Source organism: Pedobacter sp. GSP4, from assembly GCF_051857575.1.
In the GTDB taxonomy this organism is placed as follows: Bacteria; Bacteroidota; Bacteroidia; order Sphingobacteriales; family Sphingobacteriaceae; genus Pedobacter.
The window spans coordinates 229,386-250,520 of record NZ_JBPZIR010000010.1 but is presented as its reverse complement, the minus strand read 5'-3'; the positions used below and the strand labels follow the sequence as shown (position 1 = coordinate 250,520).

The 21,135-nt window shown below is 37.9% G+C and carries 20 protein-coding genes; 9 read left to right on the top strand and 11 right to left on the bottom strand.

All coding sequences use genetic code 11. The features are described 5' to 3' along the window. The first annotated feature begins 285 nt into the window (after positions 1 to 285). The 3 genes from ACS5PU_RS21700 (at position 286) to ACS5PU_RS21690 (ending at position 2,037) form a co-directional block, all read left to right on the top strand. A complete protein-coding gene (locus tag ACS5PU_RS21700) occupies positions 286 to 735 on the top strand; it encodes a hypothetical protein (RefSeq protein ID WP_439461267.1) in 450 nt (149 codons plus the stop codon). Then, complete coding sequence (locus ACS5PU_RS21695; RefSeq protein WP_439461266.1) at positions 735 to 1,238, top strand: endonuclease V; 504 nt, start codon at positions 735 to 737, stop codon at positions 1,236 to 1,238. The genes ACS5PU_RS21700 and ACS5PU_RS21695 overlap by 1 nt, the downstream gene beginning before the upstream one ends. A gap of 292 nt (positions 1,239 to 1,530) precedes the next feature. Then, a complete protein-coding gene (locus ACS5PU_RS21690; protein WP_029280752.1) occupies positions 1,531 to 2,037 on the top strand; it encodes an FKBP-type peptidyl-prolyl cis-trans isomerase in 507 nt (168 codons plus the stop codon). 82 nt (positions 2,038 to 2,119) lie between these two features. On the opposite strand, the gene ACS5PU_RS21685 is transcribed toward ACS5PU_RS21690, so the two are convergent. The 7 genes from ACS5PU_RS21685 to ACS5PU_RS21655 all read right to left on the bottom strand — a co-directional run bounded on the left by ACS5PU_RS21685 (position 2,120) and on the right by ACS5PU_RS21655 (position 8,561). Then, positions 2,120 to 2,752, bottom strand: coding sequence for a Uma2 family endonuclease (locus ACS5PU_RS21685; RefSeq protein WP_439461265.1), 633 nt, complete (start codon positions 2,750 to 2,752; stop codon positions 2,120 to 2,122). 10 nt (positions 2,753 to 2,762) lie between these two features. Continuing rightward, positions 2,763 to 3,392, bottom strand: a complete 630-nt coding sequence (locus ACS5PU_RS21680; RefSeq protein WP_439461264.1) for a Uma2 family endonuclease — start codon at positions 3,390 to 3,392, stop codon at positions 2,763 to 2,765. A 40-nt stretch (positions 3,393 to 3,432) separates the two neighbouring features. Next, the gene (locus tag ACS5PU_RS21675) at positions 3,433 to 4,671 is read right to left on the bottom strand and encodes a hypothetical protein (RefSeq protein WP_439461263.1); all 1,239 of its coding nucleotides are present in this window, start codon (positions 4,669 to 4,671) and stop codon (positions 3,433 to 3,435) included. Further along, entirely contained in the window at positions 4,664 to 5,248 is a 585-nt protein-coding gene (locus tag ACS5PU_RS21670; RefSeq protein ID WP_439461262.1) for an RNA polymerase sigma factor, read from the bottom strand. Before ACS5PU_RS21670 ends, ACS5PU_RS21675 begins: the two co-directional genes overlap by 8 nt. A gap of 120 nt (positions 5,249 to 5,368) precedes the next feature. After that, positions 5,369 to 6,064: a DUF4397 domain-containing protein gene (locus ACS5PU_RS21665; protein WP_439461261.1), complete on the bottom strand. Its 696-nt coding sequence runs from the start codon at positions 6,062 to 6,064 to the stop codon at positions 5,369 to 5,371. Between the two features lie 141 nt (positions 6,065 to 6,205). Further along, positions 6,206 to 6,862 carry a hypothetical protein gene (locus ACS5PU_RS21660; protein ID WP_439461260.1) on the bottom strand — a complete coding sequence of 219 codons (657 nt, stop codon included), beginning with the start codon at positions 6,860 to 6,862 and terminating at the stop codon, positions 6,206 to 6,208. A gap of 76 nt (positions 6,863 to 6,938) precedes the next feature. Further along, entirely contained in the window at positions 6,939 to 8,561 is a 1,623-nt protein-coding gene (locus ACS5PU_RS21655; RefSeq protein ID WP_439461259.1) for an ABC-F family ATP-binding cassette domain-containing protein, read from the bottom strand. A gap of 323 nt (positions 8,562 to 8,884) precedes the next feature. Between ACS5PU_RS21655 and ACS5PU_RS21650 the strand changes: the two genes are divergently transcribed. The 5 genes from ACS5PU_RS21650 to ACS5PU_RS21630 all read left to right on the top strand — a co-directional run bounded on the left by ACS5PU_RS21650 (position 8,885) and on the right by ACS5PU_RS21630 (position 12,865). Further along, positions 8,885 to 9,565 carry a hypothetical protein gene (locus tag ACS5PU_RS21650; RefSeq protein WP_439461258.1) on the top strand — a complete coding sequence of 227 codons (681 nt, stop codon included), beginning with the start codon at positions 8,885 to 8,887 and terminating at the stop codon, positions 9,563 to 9,565. Positions 9,566 to 9,634: 69 nt separating this feature from the next. Continuing rightward, positions 9,635 to 10,195 carry a hypothetical protein gene (locus ACS5PU_RS21645; protein ID WP_439461257.1) on the top strand — a complete coding sequence of 187 codons (561 nt, stop codon included), beginning with the start codon at positions 9,635 to 9,637 and terminating at the stop codon, positions 10,193 to 10,195. Positions 10,196 to 10,346: 151 nt separating this feature from the next. Beyond that, on the top strand, positions 10,347 to 10,922 hold the full coding sequence (locus ACS5PU_RS21640; protein ID WP_439461256.1) for a nitroreductase family protein: 576 nt from the start codon (positions 10,347 to 10,349) through the stop codon (positions 10,920 to 10,922). Positions 10,923 to 12,044: 1,122 nt separating this feature from the next. After that, positions 12,045 to 12,356, top strand: a complete 312-nt coding sequence (locus ACS5PU_RS21635; protein WP_439461255.1) for a DUF1801 domain-containing protein — start codon at positions 12,045 to 12,047, stop codon at positions 12,354 to 12,356. 56 nt (positions 12,357 to 12,412) lie between these two features. Next, entirely contained in the window at positions 12,413 to 12,865 is a 453-nt protein-coding gene (locus tag ACS5PU_RS21630) for a 3-oxoacyl-ACP synthase (protein ID WP_439461254.1), read from the top strand. Positions 12,866 to 13,438: 573 nt separating this feature from the next. Here the strand turns inward: ACS5PU_RS21630 and ACS5PU_RS21625 are convergent. The 3 genes from ACS5PU_RS21625 to ACS5PU_RS21615 form a co-directional block, all read right to left on the bottom strand. Further along, on the bottom strand, positions 13,439 to 14,605 hold the full coding sequence (locus ACS5PU_RS21625; protein ID WP_439461253.1) for a DUF3298 domain-containing protein: 1,167 nt from the start codon (positions 14,603 to 14,605) through the stop codon (positions 13,439 to 13,441). A gap of 110 nt (positions 14,606 to 14,715) precedes the next feature. Next, positions 14,716 to 15,582 (bottom strand): polysaccharide deacetylase family protein, encoded by an 867-nt coding sequence (locus ACS5PU_RS21620; protein ID WP_439461252.1) that lies wholly within the window; start codon positions 15,580 to 15,582, stop codon positions 14,716 to 14,718. A gap of 21 nt (positions 15,583 to 15,603) precedes the next feature. Next, on the bottom strand, positions 15,604 to 16,482 hold the full coding sequence (locus ACS5PU_RS21615) for a polysaccharide deacetylase family protein (RefSeq protein WP_439461251.1): 879 nt from the start codon (positions 16,480 to 16,482) through the stop codon (positions 15,604 to 15,606). 175 nt (positions 16,483 to 16,657) lie between these two features. Between ACS5PU_RS21615 and ACS5PU_RS21610 the strand changes: the two genes are divergently transcribed. Next, positions 16,658 to 19,165 (top strand): DPP IV N-terminal domain-containing protein, encoded by a 2,508-nt coding sequence (locus ACS5PU_RS21610; RefSeq protein ID WP_439461250.1) that lies wholly within the window; start codon positions 16,658 to 16,660, stop codon positions 19,163 to 19,165. Positions 19,166 to 20,204: 1,039 nt separating this feature from the next. Here ACS5PU_RS21610 and ACS5PU_RS21605 read toward each other — a convergent pair. Then, complete coding sequence (locus ACS5PU_RS21605) at positions 20,205 to 21,041, bottom strand: M57 family metalloprotease (RefSeq protein ID WP_439461249.1); 837 nt, start codon at positions 21,039 to 21,041, stop codon at positions 20,205 to 20,207. Positions 21,042 to 21,135 lie beyond the last annotated feature (94 nt).

Below are 21,135 nucleotides of genomic sequence, written 5' to 3'. Positions count from 1 at the left end.
ATGGACTATAATTACCATCGACCACACCAGGCATTGAACTTCAAATCTCCCATCGATTTATTGCAGGAAAGTTGAGGACAAAATTATACTTTTGAATGGTCTGAAAAACAGGGGAGCTTACACCTTGAAGATTGTATTTATGAAAGTGGAAAATATGTTTCAGGAAAGGAGTGGTACGCCAATGGGCAGTTGCGTTATGACAGTGCTATTGATAACGTTATTTGGGATGCTGACGGGTTATTAATTCGGAAAGATTGGATTTATTTTTATAAGAACGGTAATCCTATGACAAAAAGCGATGAACTTGGAAGTTATCGCCTTTCTCCTAATGGAGATGTTGTCATCTTTAATGCGGTTTTTTCAGAAGATAATTCTCCATGTAAAATTCAAACTATTTTTTTTGATAAAATCATTATAAGGTTTTTATCAGATTTATTTGAGAGAAAATACACCCGTTATGACGATAATCGTGACGCTACGAGCGGACTAGACCATCAGATTAGTCACTACACTATTTGTTTATATCTCGAAGGTTATAAGGATAAAGCAATTGCCGTAGCAGAAAAAATAATCAGTGATGCAATTAAGAGACAAAATGAAAATCGCGTAAGTATATCAGATGAATCAGTTTTAATTCATAACTATACCTCTCTTAAAAAGCACTTACAAGATGATAAAATAGTTGAATTATATGGTTATCACACAAATAAATGTGCGGAAATTAAATTTGACTAATGATATTGGCATTTGACACATTTTACTTTGAGGATAAGGCTCAAACTATTTGTTTAAGTTTTGCAGAATGGAAATCTGAACGAGAAACAGCTATCTATTCTGATATTGTTTTTGGGATTGAAGATTACATTTCAGGAGAATTCTACAAAAGGGAGTTGCCATGCATCTTAAATCTTATCACTAAAATTGATTTAACCCATGTGGAGTTTATAATAGTGGATGGGTTTGTTTATTTGGACGATGATAAAAGATTAGGATTAGGTGGTCATTTATATGAAAAACTGGGGCAAAAAATACCTGTTATAGGGGTTGCAAAATCAGATTTTGTGGCAATTCGTAATAATAAAAGCGCTGTTTTACGAGGGGAAAGTAAAAAACCTCTCTTCTTAACTTCTATAGGGATTGATTTACAAGAAGCTTCAAGTTTTATTAAGGAGATGCATGGTGAGTTTAGAATTCCTAAACTTCTAAAAGATTTGGATATTTTGACTAAAACCGTGTGATAACAATTGATTGCGTTCTCTCAAATGAGCAGTTAGAGTAATTTTATTAAAGGTAATCTCCAAGATATAATAAGTATTTTCAGTACTACATTTCGTACTAGTACTAAATTTTATATTCTTTTCTGAACAATCAGCTCATCTTTTTTGTTAGGTAAATAATTAACTTATCTTTGCCCAGCAATATTTAAAAGCACTATAACAAGTTTAATAAATATTTGCCGAAATAAAGTATGCCAGTTGCCGGTTAACACTGTTGAGGACGCATTAGAGTATTTACAATAAAATAATTTAAATGAATATTTCACCAAACTCTGTAGTAGCGTTAACTTACGAATTGCATACTACTAACGAAGAAGGACAACAAGTTTTTGTAGAAAAAGCTGATGAACAAAATCCTTTAGTATTTTTATATGGCGTTGGCATGATGTTGCCTAAATTTGAAGAGCATTTAACCGGTTTAAAAACTGGTGATGAGTATGGTTTCGAGCTATCTGCTGCAGATGGTTACGGAGACATTGATCCAGGTGCTTTTGCCGATCTTCCAAAAACGATGTTTACTGAAGCTGGTGGCGAGTTGCCTAATGTTGGTGATGTTATTCCTTTGCAGGATAATAACGGTAACCAGTTCAGAGCAGGTGTAACAGCTGTTCATGATGAAACCATCTCAGTAGATTTAAACCACCCAATGGCTGGTAAAAATTTAGTTTTCAACGGTGTAATCCTTAACGTGCGCGAAGCTACTCAAGATGAGCTGGCTCATGGTCATGCACATGGAGCTGATGGTCATTCAGGTCACTAATTAAGATATAAACTATCATTTTAAAGGAAGTCAAGTTTTATGGCAATATGCTTATAAACTTGGCTTCTTTTTTTATATCACTTTATATATCCTGAAAAACCTCTTCTAAAATAAGTTTGAACCCGGGCATAATCGATGTGCTTACCTCTTCGCCTTCGGTAAGCAGTTTGGTTGGCTGAAACTTCCCGTTATCATCAAGAATATACCTGAAAAAAGTTTTTTCCGAAGGGCTTACAATCCAATACTCTTTAACGCCTGCTTCTTCATAAACCTCATATTTGTTGATCAGCTCCTTTTTATTGTTGCCGGGTGATAAAATTTCGACAACAATATCCGGTGCGCCTATGCAGCCACGTTTATCGAGTTTACGATGATCGCAAACCACTACAATATCTGGCTGTACTACCGTAAAAACTTCTTTATCTTCTGGGCTTTTCTTCGTTAAGCGGACATCAAATGGCGCAGTATAAACATTGCATTGCTTCCCTTTGAGGATATTGTAAATAGGGCCAAAAATATTGGTTAAAACACCCTGATGAAGACGGGAAGGAGCCGGACTCATTTTAAACAAGTGGCCCTTGATGATTTCCAATCGTTCATCAAAAGTAAAGCGCATGTAATCTGCGTAACTGTAATATCCAGAAAAATCTACCTCATTAAGTGTTTTAATTGCAGGTAGCTCTTCTTCAGTTGGATACGGCTTGTTACTTTTCATAAAATTTATTCTAATCCTGAAAAACCTCTTCTAAAATAAGTTTGAACCCGGGCATAATCGGTGTGCTTACTTCTTCGCCTTCGGTAAGCAGTTTGGTTGGCTGAAACTTCCCGTTATCATCAAGAATATACCTGAAAAAAGTTTTTTCCGAAGAGCTTACAATCCAATACTCTTTAACGCCTGCTTCTTCATAAACCTCATATTTGTTGATCAGCTCCTTTTTATTGTTGCCGGGTGATAAAATTTCGACAACAATATCCGGTGCGCCTATGCAGCCACGTTTATCGAGCTTACGTTCATCGCAAACCACCACAATATCTGGCTGTACTACCGTAAAAACTTCTTTATCGTCTAGGCTTTTCTTCGCTAAGCGGACATCAAATGGCGCGGTATACACTTCACATTTATGGCCATTTAAGCTATTGTAAATGGGTACGTAAATTCTTCCCAGTAATTTTTGGTGGATTCTGGAAGGAGCGGGACTCATTTTAAACAAGTGGCCCTTGATAATTTCCAAACGCTCATCAAAAGCGAAACGCATGTAATCTGCATAACTGTAATAAGCAGAAAAATCTACCTCATTAAGTGTTTTAATTGGAGGTAGCTCTTCTTCAGTTGGATACGGCTTGATATTCTTCATATTAGGTATTTAACCAAATATAATAATTATCTAAATTATCCTAAAAATCAATTTTCAACCTTAGTCCACCATTGGTAAGGTTAAGGTTTTCTTTAGAAAAACTTTTCATCGGCAACCTTAAAAACGGCTCGATAGCAATGTTGTTCTTTTTCGATATTTTCTGCTTATAACCTAAAGAGAAATTGTAAAAACCAATGTACTTATCCGGATCAATATTGGTTTCTGGCTGTGGTTCGGTGGTTTTTTCCTGTACAATCAGCATTTTCTGATCGGCGATGCCGTTTGCTGAAGAATAAGACACATTTTGTACCTGGTTAACAATGTAGTTGTTCTCTTGCGAGTTATTTAAAACGGCCAATGCCGAAACTCCGATACCGGTATACAGTTTATCACTGATGTTATATTTTAATTCCAATGGGATGTTAATTCCGCGCACCTTAGCATCAACCGATGCGAGGTTCCTGCCTGTTAAAGTTTGTGGTGCAGAAGCATTTAAAGATTCGGTTGTACTTATTGAGGCGTAAGAAACCCCCGAGCTTATGGCCAGTTTGTTGGCTATGGCATACGATAATGAAAAACCATAGTTCATATTTACCTTATTATCATTTCCCATGGCGGGGGCAACGTATACATCAGGCTGCCATTTGGAAGGTTGGTTGGTTTTCGAAGCTGCAAGGCCTTGGTCTGCACGGCTATCATGGGCCAATAATTCCTCAAATGTTGTTTTTTTAATGGGTTGTGCCTGTTTCTTTTCCCTCCAAATATCAAAATCTTTTGGTACATAGTTAGAGTTAGAAAGTGCAATATTTTTCATGCTATTATCCAACATATTGGTGCTTGGTAAAACCTTTTCTTGAAACGCATTCGCAATGATATAACCGGTTTGCACTACGGTTGAAATTTTGGAGTTGGTACCATTTACCACTGACTTAGCCATTGCAAGTTCATTTGCCTTAATAATATCCACTTTTGATGTAGAAACCGCATCATTTTTGGTAATAAGGTCAGTATTTTTATCAATACCTGTAGTGGTTTGTTTCTCTTTCTGTTGTGTTTTGGTTTTATTGGCAACTATGTTGTTTTTTTGGTTATTGGTATTAAGGGCAAAAAACACCCCGCCAAATATTAAAATTAGGGCAGCCGCCGCCCATACAGGCCAAAAATGAATCCCCCGTTTTTTCTCTTCCTTTTCAGAAAAGCGCTCCCAGGCACCATTGGAGTATTGTTCCTCGTGGTTTTGAAGCTGCGATGTAATATGCTCAATTAATTCCTTATCCATTTTTTTCATATGAATTAACCAAGGTATTTAGGTAAAGGGTACGTAACTTATTTTTAGAGCGCGTAAGGTAAACGCGGCTCGAACTTTCGGGTATGTTCAGCATCTTCGAAATCTCATCGTGTGCAAATCCTTCAATCTCATATAAGTTAAACACCAGTCTCTGCGTATCTGGTAAGTAATTTAGTAAATTCAAAATATCGTTAACATGAAGTTCTGAGGCCACCGAAACCTGGGTAACCGGGTGTTCGTTTTCTGCCAGATCATCAACATAAAATTGAATTTTTGAACTCCGTATTTTATCTATAGCTGTTCTCGAAGCAATCTGAGCAATCCATCCCTTAAAAGAGCGCTGCAGCTCTTCGGGGTTTTTAGGCGGTTTAAAATTGCCAACGTGCTTAAAAATCTTGATAAAGCTGTCGTTTACAAGCTCTTCGCTATCTGAAGTGTTTTTGGTATACCTTAAAATAATGCCCATTAAATAGCCATAAAATGATTTGTACATCATTTCTTTACAGCCATTGTCGTTTTTTACACAGCCTTTTAAAATTTCCTCAAAACTGAGTATTTTTTTTGCCACCCCTGTAAAGGACTATTTATTAAAGGTTTATCATGATTAATTGCTTGCAAATTTACGAAAATAACACCACCCAATTTTTTGAGTGGTGTCAATTTTCAATCTCACAGGTAGAGTGATGTGCTATTTGTTTGTCATAACTGATAAGCCAAGTCCTGTACTATCTGTTTTACTTGATAATCCTTTTGCCCAAATGGTATAAATTTTTCCTTTTTCAATTTTAACTGCCGGCAAGCTAACTTTAACGGTACTGCCCTGTTTCAACTGGAAAGTATAGCTGTCGTTCGGTGCAATATTGCTAAAAGTGGTAAATTCTTTAAATGCTTTTGCTGGAAATAGTGGGGCCTCTGTTCCGGCAATAGCCAACTCGTAAGTTGCTGTTCCGGGGCTAAGGTTTACAAATCTTACTTTGGCTTTATCTGCATCTGGTGCTTTTAAATCATCTTGAAGCACTAACAGCTTGGTCGATTTTAAGGTATCTACCACAAAAACCGAATAAAAAGATCCAGAATTTAAGGTTGCGGTTGCAGTTGTTAAATATTTTAATGTATCTTTTTTAGCTACACCGATTAACCTTGTACCCGGATATGCAGCATAGTAGCCTAAATCTTTGGTATAGGTAAAGCTGTTTATTTTTTGGTTATCGAGTATAAAATCCAATGCAGCTGTTCCTGGTGAGGCGTGTACAAAACCAATTCCTGCAGCCTCTATCGGGTCATTATTAAAATCCTTTTTACAGGCAGTTATGGTTAATGTAATTGCTAGGAGAGAGAATATAATTTTTGTGGTGATGCTAAAGTTTTTCAAATTCGTTTTCATTTCAGTGTTTAAATCAATTTTTATGAACAAAATTGGTTAATGGCCATTAACACTTTTTTCTTCTAAAACGATTAATGAAATGAAAACGCTACAGCTGAAATTATTTTTTTGAAATTACTGTATATGATAAGGCTTTTTGGTCTAATCTACGGTGATATCGCCATTTACAATTAATTTGCTCTTTACGGCATGGCCGTTAACTTTTGCAGGTACAAAGGCAAGATCGTCGGGGTGCAATTTGGAAAGATCCATAATTTCAGCTTTGTTGTAAGATAAAGAAGAAATTTTTACCTCGAAGTTCGTCAGTTGACCGCTATCGCTGATCGTAAAAATATAGTTTAACTTATGAAAACCCTTGATGTTCTTTACTTCATTCGGAATACGAAAGCGTGAGGTTAAAAAGTACATCCCATATAAATGCCCGCCAATTTTGGCCGGATAGATAACTTTATCACCTTCTTTTAGTGAGTCGATTTCGAACGTTAACTCTTCAATTGGAGCGTTGTACTCAAGTTTTTTGGTAGAATAATTGTATATCTGCTCAAGTGTATCCAAGGGACAGAAAAAATGCCAGCGGCCTATCCGTTCATTGTTTTTATACATACCTGTGGCAAGTTTCTTTTTGCCCGAAAGGATTGTTGCTATGCCGTTTTTAACACCTCTTTGCGATTTCAATTCTGTAGAATGCTCAATAAAGCCGCCGCGTACATAGCGGTAATGTGTATGTGTAGAATCGGTTTTTTGGGCTGAAACAGAAAAACAGATCAAAGAAAGCAGGAGAGAGAGGAGCGTTTTCATCGTTTAAATTATGGTATAAAGAAAAAGAGTTTTGACATCATATCAAAACTCTTTTTCCATTTAAGATCTTATTGTATTAAGCGTACATTTCTTCGCGCAGTTTTGCAACATCTGAGCTGTTAATGTATTCATCATAAGTCATTAACTTATCAATAGTGCCTTTTGGTGTAATTTCTATAATGCGGTTGGCCACCGTTTCTGTTAACTGGTGATCTCGTGAAGTAAATAAAATGGCACCTTTAAAATCTTTCATACCATTGTTCAATGCCTCGATAGATTCCAGGTCCAAGTGGTTGGTTGGCTCATCAAACATCAATAGGTTGGCCTGTTGTAACATCATTCTAGAGAACATGCAGCGCATTTTTTCACCTCCAGAGAGCACCTTAACATTTTTAAGTACTTCTTCGCCCGAAAATAACATACGGCCCAAGAAACTGCGTACAAACTGCTCGTCGGCATCTGTTCCAGAATATTCGCGCAACCAATCTACCAGGTTTTCATCTTTACCTGCAAAATATTCAGAGTTATCGTTCGGAATATCGGCAGTACTGATGGTTACACCCCATTTAAATTCACCTTTATGGTCAGCATCGCGACCGGTTAGCACATCGTAAAATGCTGCGGTAGCCAAACTATTCTGCGATAAAACAGCAATTTTATCCCCTTTATTTACCATAAAAGTAACTTTATCGAATAAAATGCCATCGTTTCCGGTTTTACCTAAGTTTTCAACCTGTAAAATCTGGTCGCCAGCCTCACGGCCTGTATTGTTGAAAATAATTGCAGGATATTTACGGCTCGATGCCTTAATCTCAGTAATATCGATCTTATCTAAAGCTTTTTTACGCGAAGTAGCCTGTTTTGATTTTGAAGCATTGGCACTGAACCTTCGGATAAATTCCTGTAGTTCTTTTACCTTATCTTCCATTTTCTTGTTCTGGTCGCTACGCTGTTTTAAGGCCAGCTGACTAGATTCGTACCAGAAAGTGTAGTTACCGGTGTAGATACTCATTTTGGCGAAGTCGATATCTACAATATGCGTACAAACAGCATCCAAAAAGTGCCTATCGTGCGATACTACCAATACAATATTCTGGTAATCGGCCAAAAAGTTTTCCAACCAGGCAATGGTTTCGATGTCCAAATCGTTCGTAGGCTCATCCAGCAATAAAATATCCGGATTACCGAATAACGCCTGAGCCAATAACACACGTACTTTTTGTGTATTATCCAACTCCTTTAACAGTTTATAGTGGTTATCTTCAGTTATGCCCAGGTTGCTTAACATGGTTGCTGCGTTGCTTTCCATGTTCCAACCATCCATTTCTGCAAAAAGATTTTCCAGTTCTCCGGCACGTTCGCCATCTTTCTCGGTAAAATCTTCTTTCATGTAAATGGCATCTTTCTCTTTCATAATGGCATAAAGTTCCTTATGGCCAATCATTACCGTTTCCAATACCGAAAACTCATCAAATTCGTAATGGTTTTGCTTTAAAACGGCCATTCTTTCGCCAGGAGTAAAGGCTACACTGCCCGAAGTTTGGTTAACCTCTCCCGATAAAATTTTAAGGAAAGTAGATTTACCTGCACCATTAGCCCCAATTACACCATAGCAGTTGCCTTGGGTAAATTTTAGGTTAACATCTTCAAATAATGTGCGTTTGCCGTATCGTAACGATAAATTAGAAACTGAAATCATGCTATAATTGAAATAAGCCGCAAAGATAGGGAAAAAGGTTGAGGGTAGAAAGGCAGAAGGTTGTTGATTGTTGGAAAGTTGTGAGGTTTGAGGTTGAAAAGTTTGGGTGGAAAATGGAGGGTTCTGTTCTTTGTCGGGGGGGGGGTCCCGTTATTCGCTTTACTCCGTTGCACTGCGTGTTCGCTACTACCGGGTTTAGTTAACAAAGGTTGGTGCTTTTGGCCAATTTGTTAAAACCCACCGCTTAAAAATAATACCTGCCTAAATGGTCTTTTTAGCAGCATTATTTTGTATTTTAGGGCTACACACAAAATGAAATCAATATGAAAAAATTAACACTAGGCATTCTCATGTCTGCTTTTTCCGTCGTGGTTTACGGCCAAACTTCTCAGTATAAATACAAAGTAGACTTTTATGGCGATACCATACTGGTTGATGGAAAAGATAATCCCATTGGTAAACAAAAGAAAGATTTTTTTGGCAACACCATTGTTGTAGATAAGGATGGTAAGACTATTGCCAAGCAAAAGCAGGATTTTTTCGGCAATACCATTTTAGAAAATGAAGCCGGAAAAATGGTAGGCACACAAAAGAAAGACTTTTTTGGTAATACTGTATTAGAAACTGAAAAGGGGCAAAGCCTGGTAGAAAAGCCTTTAAGCGGTATAGTGCCCGGGGATGGAAAAACAGAAATAACCACTAAACAAAAGACCGATATTTTTGGCAATACCATTATTGAAGATGATCGTGGGCAAACCATAAGTGTTTATAAAAAAGATATTTCGGGCAACGTTGTAATAGAAGATGGTAAGGGACGCACCATTGGTAAACAGAAAACCGATATTTTTGGCGATACCGTTATCGTTGATGAAAGGGGCAACGTACTTACCAAACAAAAGAAAGATATTTTCGGTAATACTATAGTTGAAGATGGCAGCGGTAAGAAAATAGGGACTTATAAAACCGATATTTTTGGTAATAAAGTATTTGTTCCGGAACATTAAAACTTATTGATCACCTCGCAGTTTTTAAAAGCTGTGAGGTTTTTTTAACCAAAAGCTTATTTTAGCGGCATGCAAAACGGTATCCTGCTCGAAGCTATAAAAACAACACTCCAAAAAAGTAAGGTAGAAAAACTGGCTGCAATAGCCTCTGAAGAAACCTTTTCGGTAAAAGAACTGATTGATTTAAGTTTTTACCACGATGAGCAGATTGGCTTTAGATCGGCATGGATTTTAGAAAATGTTTATACCAACCATCAGCAAAGGTTTTTGCCTTATGCACTTTACTTTTTAGAAAAATTTGAGCATCAAGGCAATTTGTCGGCACTTAGGCACTATGTTAAAATCTTGGCGTTTATGACCAAGAAAAACGCATCGGCAGGGGTTAAGGAAATCATGGCAAATTATGATACCGATCATGTGGTTGAAATTGTTTTTGCCTGGCTTATTGATGATCACATTCCGGTGGCCGTAAAATCTCATTGCCTCAATATTTTAGCCAATTTAAATACTAAGCACAGCTGGATAAGGGAAGAATTGCTTCAGACCATGGATTTTTTGATAGATAAAGAAAGTATAGCGTTTTTTGCAAAGGTAAAGCAGATTAGGAAACAGCTCTCAGTTGGCAGTTAGCAGTTTTTCAGTTCTCAATTTTCATTTGGGAGTTTCATGCCTTCAGCCTTCAACCTTGTATCGGTTAGGATAAAGTCAAATCTTTCAGAAGAGATTAAATTTGTCTTTCCCTTTCAGCTTTAGTCTTTCAGCTTTTAGCTACTTTTACCAGATGAGTACAACATACGATATCGTTTCAAAAGTAATAAAAGAACGCCGCAGTATTTTTCCTGCTAGTTATATTAAAAAAGAAATCCCTGTTGAAGTGATTAACCAGATTTTAGAAACGGCTAATTACGCGCCAACACATAAATTAACAGAGCCCTGGCGTTTTGTGGTGATCAGAAAAGCAGGCTTAGCTAAGTTGGGCGAAGAGCTAGGTCGTTTGTATAAAGCATTGGTAAGTCCACAACAGTTTTTACAGAAGAAATACGATAGTTTTGCCGAAAAAACGAGTCAGGCAGATTGTATTATTGCCATCAATATGCAAGTAAGTGGTAAAATTCCTGAATGGGAAGAATTGGCTGCTGTAGCCTGTGCCGTGCAGAACATGGCGCTAACCGCCGAAAGTTTAAAGGTTGGTGCCTATTGGAGTTCGCCGCCATTGATTGATGATCTGGGCAGTTTTTTAAATTTAAAGGAAAACGAAAAATGCATCGGACTGTTTTACATGGGCTATCATAACGAAAAACCTTGGCAACCAAACCGTAAGCCGATTGAAGAAAAAGTAAGCTGGATAGAGGAGTAGTTTTTAGACTATGGTCCATAGTTCATAGTCTTGAGTCTGGTTTAGGCATTATTAGTTTGGAATTATTAACTTCGAACTGCCGTATTTGGGTAATTTATATCATTTGAAATTAAGAAGTTAAGCTGATTTAGAGTAACTTCAAAAACTTAATGTTCTTAATGCCTTAATGGTCCAAAAGATAGTAGTATTAAGCAGTTAAGGTTAAGATGATGTCGATGTTGCTATTGGTTAATATTCTTTCGACCATTAAGAAGTTAAGCTGACTAAGAGATAACTCCAAACTTAATGTTCTTAATGCCTTAATGGTCCAAAACATAATATTATTAAGGAGTTAAGGTTAAGATGATGTCGATGTTGCTATTGGTTAATATTCATTTGACCATTAAGAAGTTAAGCTGATTAAGGATTAACTTCCAAAACTTAATGCTCTTAATGCCTTAATGGTCCAAAACATAATATTATTAAGGAGTTAAGGTTAAGATGATGTCGATGTTGCTATTGGTTAATATTCATTTGACCATTAAGAAGTTAAGCTGATTAAGGATTAACTTCCAAAACTTAATGCTCTTAATGCCTTAATGGTCCAAAACATAATATTATTAAGCTGTTAAGGTTAAGATGATGTCGATGTTGCTATTGGTTAATATTTATTTGACCATTAAGAAGTTAAGCTGATTAAGGATTAACTTCCAAAACTTAATGCTCTTAATGCCTTAATGGTCCAAAACATAATATTATTAAGCAGTTAAGGTTAAGATGATGTCGATGTTGCTATTGGTTAATATTCTTTCGACCATTAAGAAGTTAAGCTGATTAAGGATTAACTTCCAAAACTTAATGCTCTTAATGCCTTAATGCCTTAATGGTCCAAAACATAATATTATTAAGGAGTTAAGGTTAAGATAATGTCGATGTTGCTATTGGTTAATATTCATTTGACCATTAAGAAGTTAAGCTGACTAAGAGATAACTCCAAACTTAATGTTCTTAATGCCTTAATCGTCAACAAACTAGTTGCTATGAAGAAGTTAAGAATTATCCATTTTACCAATTCCATCTTTAGGTATGCTAAACCCTCTTGATCACTATTTTGAACAAAAAGACGAGCCTATTAAAAGCTGTTTGGCATATTTAAGATCGTTTTTAATGGCCTATGCCGATATTACAGAGCATTGGAAATATGGAATGCCTATTTATTACCATAAAGGAAAAATGTTCTGTTATCTTTGGATCCACAAAAAGCTCCATCAGCCGTACATTGGTTTTGTTGATGGGAATAAAATTGAACACGAAGAGCTGTTGCAGGAGAAAAGAGCCAAAATGAAAATTCTATTGATTAACCACCTTGATGATATTCCGAAAAAGAAAATCGAGGCTATTTTAAAATTAGCTTTTGAGCTACGGAGTTCTCCTCCTTTGAAGGAGCGTCCGTAAGACGTGTAGCTATTATCCATCCAACATCTTCCATCACCCATTTTCCATTACATCATATGTCTACATTAAAAACCCAATTGTATCAGCTTTGCTTAAATTTTATCCAAAAAAGGATAGAAAATATAGAATACTCATTGCAGCAGGCCAGGCAAGCTTCGAACGATGATACAAAAAGCAGCGCAGGCGATAAATATGAAACCACGCGCGAAATGATGCAACAGGAAATGGACCGCAACAATAAGCTTTTGTACGAGGCAGGTCAGCAGAAAATTGCCCTGCAACAGATAGAAAATGTAGATGCGTCCAAAGTGGTTAAAAACGGAAGTTTGGTTTTAACTTCTGAAGGGAATTTCTACATCAGCATTAGTGCTGGCGAATTAAATGCCGATGGACAGCAATTCTTCGCTGTATCCCAGGCTTCACCAATTGGCCGGTTTTTAATCGGGAAAGCTAAAAATGAAAGTTTTAAGTTTAATGGCAAGGATTATTTAGTGAAAGAGATATTTTAAGTGCGGTTCTATAGATCACTGGTGCAATAATATAAATCTCGGGTGTAGTTCTAGATCGCGGGTACGTTAATGATAAACCGAGGTGCGTTAATGATAAACCAAGGTGCGTTAATGATAAACCGAGGTGCGATAATGATAAACCAAGGTGCATTAATGATAAACCAAGGTGCGATAATGATAAACCGAGGTGCGATAATGATAAACCAAGGTGCGATAATGATAAACCGAGGTGCATTAATGATAAACCAAGGTGCGATAATGATAAACCAAGGTGCGATAATGATAAACCGAGGTGCGTTAATGATAAACCGAGGTGCATTAATGATCAACCGGGGTGCGTTAATGATAAACTAAGGTACATTAAATGATAAACCGAGGTGACCCTTGCTAAAATAGCTTAAGGCTCTACTGATTATTTAATTCCATTTTAACACCCCGGTCTGCGATAACCCCTTCTAGTAGAGGAAATTACAAACGCTATTCTCCTCCTTCGGAAGAGTGCCAGATGGCCAGGAGCTTAAATAAACAATAGTTTTCAGTAGGCAATTTTCAATTTGCAGTTAGCATTTTCAGCTACTTAATCCCCATACGCTGTGCAAATTCGGGAACCAAAAAGGTTTTTAGCTCGGCAAAAGGTATAAAAACTACAATCTGTCCTTGGGCATAGCTCGCTACTTCGTAGGGGTTGTACATAAAGGCAAGTCCATTGGCATTGAAATAAAAATTCTTGTTCGGCTTTATAAAATTATCAAACAGCACAGTGCTTAAAGCATCTTTTGCCTTGATATTATAATCTTTGCGGAGATTACGTTCTAAAATTTTGGCTAAGCTATTGGTATCTATCTTTACAATATCGCTCAGCAACAGTTGCTTTTTGTTCTTCACATCTAAACAGTACATGGTACTGCCATAATTGCCATGCGCGCCACCAGTGTAAGCATCGGCTAAAAAATCGATCACTACGTAGCCATTATCGTTATAAGTGACTGATTGCTGGCTATTGTTGGTATAGTTCATCCAGGCCTGATAATCATCATCCCTGCCATTTTTTTGCTGTTCGGCAACTTGGGTTTTATAGTCTTTAAAATAAGCACTTGCAATGTTTTTAAAGCCCGTTTTACGGTCAACAGTTGGTTTAATACCTATTATTTTTTTTAGCTCTGTATTTAACCAGGTGCCAAATTCGTCTTTGCTGGTGCTTTCGAGGTACTCGAAGCTAATTTGAGCTACTGGCGATTTTGCCTGGTTGGGCAGAGCTTTAACCGAATCTTGGTAAATACCTGCATTGAAAGCGTAACTGTTTTCCGGATATTTTTCTGTCAAAGCAATCGGGAATTTTTTGGTTTTATCGCCACTTTCCCATGTTCCGTTAAAGCCGTTTCCATTCCACTTTAAAGCTAAATGGGGCGATTTAAAATCCTGGGTAAAGTACGATTCGTAAAAACTGTATTCCGTTAGCAGAATACTATCTTTTCCTACCAGGGTATCGGTTGATAAGTTGAGCCATGAACCATCATAATAATAAGTTCCGCTAACATCGTCATTTACTTTTTGCAGGTGTACCACCACCTTTTTGCCGGCAATTGTACCTTCCAATCTTTTGTAAAAACTTTCGGTAAGTTCTGTTTTTATATTGGCGGTGCTATCTGCTGTTTCGATAGTATTGCCCGTGTTTTTTGGATTGTTGCAGGCATTGAGCACAACCATTACGAAAACACATAGGAGAAGAGAATATTTCATAGGTTCAGGATGTTTTTTAAAGTTGAAATGTTTAAAGGCCGTAAAGTTGCAATATTTTATTTTCTGCTGACCTTAACCTTTAAACATTGCTCAATATTTAACCCCCAAAACTAAGATTTTGTTTTATTGAAGCTTTTGTTAATACTGTAATACAGGTTTTTTGCGGTGTATCTTCCCGGATCAATTATCCTTCTAATGGTGTAAAGCGGGTAGTTTTCGTCTCTTGCGGTTGATAGGATAAATGCGGCCTTAAAGCCATGTTCTTTTAACTTATGTAAGGTAGATGATTTTGAAACGCCGTAAGGAAAAGCAAAGTATTCTACCTTTTTGCCGGTAATCTGCGCTAGCTTTTTTGTAGGTTCATCAATCTGTGTTGTCCAATCGGCATCGGTAAAAGTTGCAAAATTTTTATGGTCGTAGGTATGACTGGCAATGGTATTCCCCTCATCAGCAAGTTGCTTAATCTGCTCCTTGGTCATGTAATTAATCCTGCCTTTTCGCCCAATGGATACTGTCATGATAAAATAAACCCCTTTAAAACCATATTTTTTCAACGTGGCATTTCCTATGGTAAATTGATCTTCGTCGGTATCATCAAAGGTAATCATAATAGGTTTTTCTGGCAGTTTGGCGCCATAAACCAGGTAATTGTACAACTGATCGGGCAGGATGGTATGGTAACCGCTATCGGCCAGCATTTTAATGTGTTCGCGAAATTTATCAGGGGCTATAATATCATCGTGCGCCCTTTTACTATCGCTGGCAATATTGTTCCTGATCTGGTGGTAACAGAGTACGGGAACTTCCCTGCGGGCCAATATGGTTTTGTTATCGGCAGGCTTGGTACTGGCTGAATCTGTTGTTACCTGATCGGCAGTTGTTGCTTTGGCCGTAGATTTTTGTTTCGAAGCCCCATTAGACTGGCAAGCGCCTAAAAACAAGCTAGAAATGGCACCAATAAGCAGAAAACTTTTCATAATCTTTCAACAATGTGTGATTTAAAAGCTGTTTTTAATGCTGTTGCTTAATGTTTTTGGCGACCAGTAACCACTCGCAATAATCCTACGGATGGTAAACAAAGGATCTTTTTCATCACGTTTGGTCGATAATTGGTAAGCCATTCTGAAACCGCGTTTTTTGAGTTCAGGTATACCTTCTGCATTCCACAAACCAAATGGATAAGCAAACTCGGTCATCTTTTTGCCGGTAATTTCTTCCAGTTTTTTGGTTGGTTTATCTAACTGCTCTTCCCAATCCTTACCCGCGTATTTTTTAAAGTTTTTATGGTCGTAAGTATGGCTGCCGATAATATTTCCTTCATCAGATAGTTGTTTAATCTGCTCTTTGGTCATGTAATCCACAAATTTGCCTTTTCTGCCGATAGAAACCGTCATGATAAAATAAACGGCTTTGAAGCCAAGTTTATCTAAAGTAGGGCGCACAATGGTAAACTGGTCCATGTCTGTATCATCAAAAGTAAGCATAATGGGCTTGCTCGGTAATGCAGCACCTGTATTAAGGTAGGCGTAAAGCTGATCGGGTAAAATGGTATGGTAACCGCTATCGGCCAGCATTTTCATCTGATCTTTAAAGTTCTGGATTTCTACAATATAATCTTTACCTACTTTTCCATCAGTTGGTTTCCAGTTCCTTACCTGGTGATAACATAAAATAGGCACCTGTTTTCTGGCGAGGATGGTTTTGGCATCAGCCACTTTTATTTTTGATACATCTACAGGGGTTCCGGTAGCTGCAGCGGTTTTGGTGCTTTGCCCGGCAGCATCTTTAGCGGTAGCACTTTCTGTTTGAGATTTAGATTGGCAGCTGGCAAATAAAATTATTCCGGCAGTTATAATGGTTAAAAAGTTGTATTTCATCGTTAGTATATATGGCTACAAAACTATAAAATCCATCAATTATTTAACCATCAAAATAAATTGTGTTAATAATTATTTTATGTAAAGAAAATAGCGCTAACTATCGCTTTTATTACATATTATTTCCTGCTTAATATGCTTTAATTAAATAATTTAGCGGTTCAAACAAATTTTAATGAATAAACTTTATAAACTCCTGCTCTGTGCGCAGTTTTTATGCTTAACTGTAGCTGCACAAAACAAAACATTTACCATAACCGAAAATATTCAGCCTCAGCCAAAGGCGAATTATCAGCTTGCTTCGCGTTTTTCGCCAAATAAACTGAAAAAAATGGTGTATTCTACTTCGGTAGATCCGCATTGGCTAAAGTTGAGTAACCGTTTTTGGTACACTTTCGAAAGTCCTAAAGGTAAGTTCTGGTACCTGGTTGATCCGGCCACCAAAAGCAAAAAAGTAATTTTCGATAATGCTAAGCTGGCATCTGATATTACCTTGGTTGTGCGCGATCCGTTTGATGCAGAGCACCTGCCTTTAGAAAACTTAAAATTTGCTGCTGATGAAAAAAGTATCTCTTTCGAGGTTAAAAGCAGTGTTGATGAATTAAAAAAGGATAGAAAAGATAAAAAAGCCGCAGATTCTATGCAGAAGAAAATATTTTCTTTCAAATATGAACTGGCAACAGCCAAATTAACCGAAGTGCCCAATTTTAGCAGGCCTAAACCTAAACCGGGCTGGGGTTCTGTGGCGCCAGATTCATCGGCCATTATCTTTTCGCGCAATTACAACCTGTACTGGATGGATAAGGAAAACTACAAAAAGGCTGTTAAAAACGAAGACGACAGTACTATTGTAGAACATCAACTGACCAAGGATGGTGTTAAGTTTTATTCGTACGGAAGTGATGGCGATGGCGAAAACAATGTAGAAAACGAAAAAAACAACAAAAAGCGCCGTGGTGCTTATGTGCTTTGGTCGCCCAATTCGAAATATTTTGTGTTGGATAGGACTGACTCGCGCAAGGTGAAGGATCTTTGGGTAATTAACAGTGTAACCCCGGGCCGTCCAACTTTAGAAACCTATAAATACCAAATGCCGGGCGAAACAGAAGCCCCGCAGGATGAGGTTTTACTGTTTGATTTTGCAGCCAAATCGTATAAAAAGCTAAATGTTGCAGCGTTTAAGGATCAAAGCGTTTCGGTATGGAGCAAACCATCTTTAAATAAAGACCGCGATAACGAATTCCGTCCTTCTATTTGGTTAGGTAACGATAGCCGTTTCTATTTCTCGCGTACCAGCCGCGATTTAAAGCGCATTGATATTGGTACGGTTGATATTGCTACCGGAAAAGTTAATCCTTTAATTGATGAGCGCTTTAATACCTATGTTGAGGTAAACCGTCCGGGTTTGGTAAACGATGGCAAAGAACTGATCCACTGGAGTGAAAGAGATGGTTGGGCGCATTTTTACCTTTTTGATGAAAACGGTAAACTTAAAAACCAGATTACCAAAGGAGCTTTCCACTGCGAAAGTATTGTAAATATCGACGAGAAAAAGCGCATACTTTATTTTACCGCAAATGGGCGCGAAGGTAAAGAAGACCCATATTACCTGCACCTCTACAGCATTAATTTTGACGGTTCGAACATGAAGCTTTTAAATGCAGGCGATTTTGATCATGCTTCGAACATGAACGATAACAATACTTTTTTTGTTGATAATTACTCGAGGGTAAATACTGCACCAAAAGCTACGCTTTACGATGGCAGCGGAAAAAAAGTAATGGATCTGGAAACCACTGATTTATCTTTGCTGGTAACTGCAGGTTATAAATTTCCTGAGCCCTTTAAAGTAAAGGCAGATGATGGAATAACCGATTTATATGGTGTGATGTACAAACCATTCGATTTCGATCCGAATAAAAAATACCCTATAATTGAGTATGTATATCCAGGTCCACAAACCGAGGCGGTAAACAAAGCCTTCAGCAAAAGCATGGACCGCACCGAGCGCCTGGCGCAATTTGGCTACATTGTAATTACAGTGGGTAACCGTGGTGGTAATCCTTCGCGTTCTAAATGGTACCACACTTATGGTTATGGAAACCTGCGCGATTACGGTTTGGCGGACAAGAAAACTGCAATTGAGCAATTGGCAGCTAAATACGCCTATATAGACGAATCGAGAGTAGGTATTACCGGGCACTCTGGAGGAGGTTTTATGTCTACAGCTGCAATGTTGGTTTACCCCGATTTCTTTAAAGCAGCGGTTTCGAACGCAGGTAACCACGATAACAGCATTTACAACCGCTGGTGGAGCGAAAAACACCATGGTGTAAAAGAAACCATTTCTTTAAAAGGCGATACCTCATTTAAATATAGCATTGATAAAAATCCAGATCTAGCGAAGAACCTAAAAGGACATTTGTTGTTGATGCATGGCGATGTTGATAACAATGTGCATCCTGCAAACTCTATCCGCGTGGCCAATGCGCTGATGAAAGCTGGCAAACGTTTCGATTTCCTAATTATTCCCGGTCAGCGCCATGCCTTTGGCGATATGACAGAATATGCTTTCTGGAAACTGGCAGATCATTTTAACAAATACCTAATCGGCGATTTTTCAACCCCAAGCGATGTAGATCTTGTTGAAATGGACAGGGATATTGAGCAGAACGGAAAATAAGCTGTATTAAAAAATTAAACCACAGATTAAAAGGGTAAACACAGATGCGTATAAAGCTGTGTTTACCCAATTGACGTGGTTGGTGCGCTCAAAAATCATAAAGAACGGATAAGCCTCTGCCGCCATGGTTCGTGTCCTCACGAACCGATTTAAAAGGTTGAACATCAATAATACACCTCAATCTGTAGTTATCTGTCTGCATCTGTGGCTAAAAAAGGAGAGAGCACTCCAACAGCCATGGTTCGTGTCCTCACGAACCATAATAAAATGATGCATATAAATAAGTCTTAAAATCTGTGTTTATCTGTGCGCATCTGTGGATAAAAAAAGAGGGGATTTGTTTTTCACCTTTCAACCGCCATGGTTTGTGTCCTCGCGAACCATTATCATTTAGAAAATAGGGTGTTGTAAATTATTATCTGATTAATATTTATTGAAAAGCAATCACTGTAGTACTTCGGTTATTCCAGTCCTGCTCTTGCCTATAGTCCCGATTGGAAGGAATCGGGAGCTATTCGGCGCGATCAGGTTTATTTAACTCCATGCAGCATTTCAAATTCAACAGCCATGGTTTGTGTCCTCACGAACCACTTCAAAAGGTTGAACATCAACAATGCACCTCAATCTGTGTGCATCTGTGGCTAAAAAAGGATAGAGCACTCCAACACCCATGGTTCGTGTCCTCACGAACCATAAAAAAAGGATTTATATAAATAAACCTTAAAATCTGTGCTTATCTGTGCGCATCTATGGCTAAAAAGGGAGAGGATTTGTTTTTCACCTTTCAACGCCTTGGTTCGTGTCCTCACGAACCATAAAAAGGGCGCATACATAAAAAGGGCGCATATAAATAAGCCTTAAAATCTGTGTTTATCTGTGCGCATCTGTGGCTAAAAAAGTAGGGAGCAAGCCAACAGCCATGGGTCGTGTCCTCACGAACCACAATTGGAAGATCTGCGTTAATCCGTGTCCACCTGTGAAAACAAGAAAGTCCTGAAATTATTCAGGACTTTCTTGTTAAGGTAATTCCGCTTAAATTTTATTTGTAAAGGTAGTTCACGGCAATTACGTCGTTTGCATTAAAGGTGCGGTTACCACCATTAGAGCATGCCAACATAAACGAAGCTGCATCAGGACTAGAAGGTGTGCCAGGAATCCTAACAGCACCTACGTTTGACTGGCCTTCATTGCCTGCACCGCTCGAACCACAGCTAAAAGCACGGTTCATGTAATCGGTATGGCGGAAACCAATACAGTGGCCTACTTCGTGCTGGATCACAGAAGCGAGGTACAATAAATTAGGATTGGCACCATAAGCTGCGGCATTGGTGTTCATTCTGATCTGATTAAATGGCTGGCCCGAAGAAGTAGGGAAGCCTGCAGAACCCAAGGTAATAAAACCGCCACTCGGACCTTCGTTAAAACCAACTACATTAATGTTTCCGGTTGTTCCGGCGCTGGCCCTTTGAAAGGTGATGCGCAGACCTAAAGAGTTGTATCTCGAAATCATGGTATTAACCGCATCGCTATACACTTGAGGCAAATTGGTTACCGATACTGTAATTACGCGTGGCAACGATTTAACAATATTTGTGGTTCTGTACTGTTCCGTTTCTGCGATATTTAGGTTTGCACCGGTAGAAATTTCGGTCAGGTTATCGTCTGTTAGCAGGATATCTCCTTCAACAAGATAACCCTCATCTATTTTACGGATGTTATCGGTACTAAAGCCTAATGATTTGATCTGTGAAAGAGTATTTACCGAAATATCAGTTTTGTTTTCCACTGCATTTTCTGTATTATTACTCTTACAAGAGTATAGTGTTGTGAACAGCATGCACACAGCGGCAGCTGATAAAAATTTTGTTTTTTTCATCTTGGTTAGATTTGAAAAGGGATGGTTGAATAAGTTAGTTAATAATAATTTGCGAATTACCTTATAAATACTAATTTAGAGAAGATTTATCATG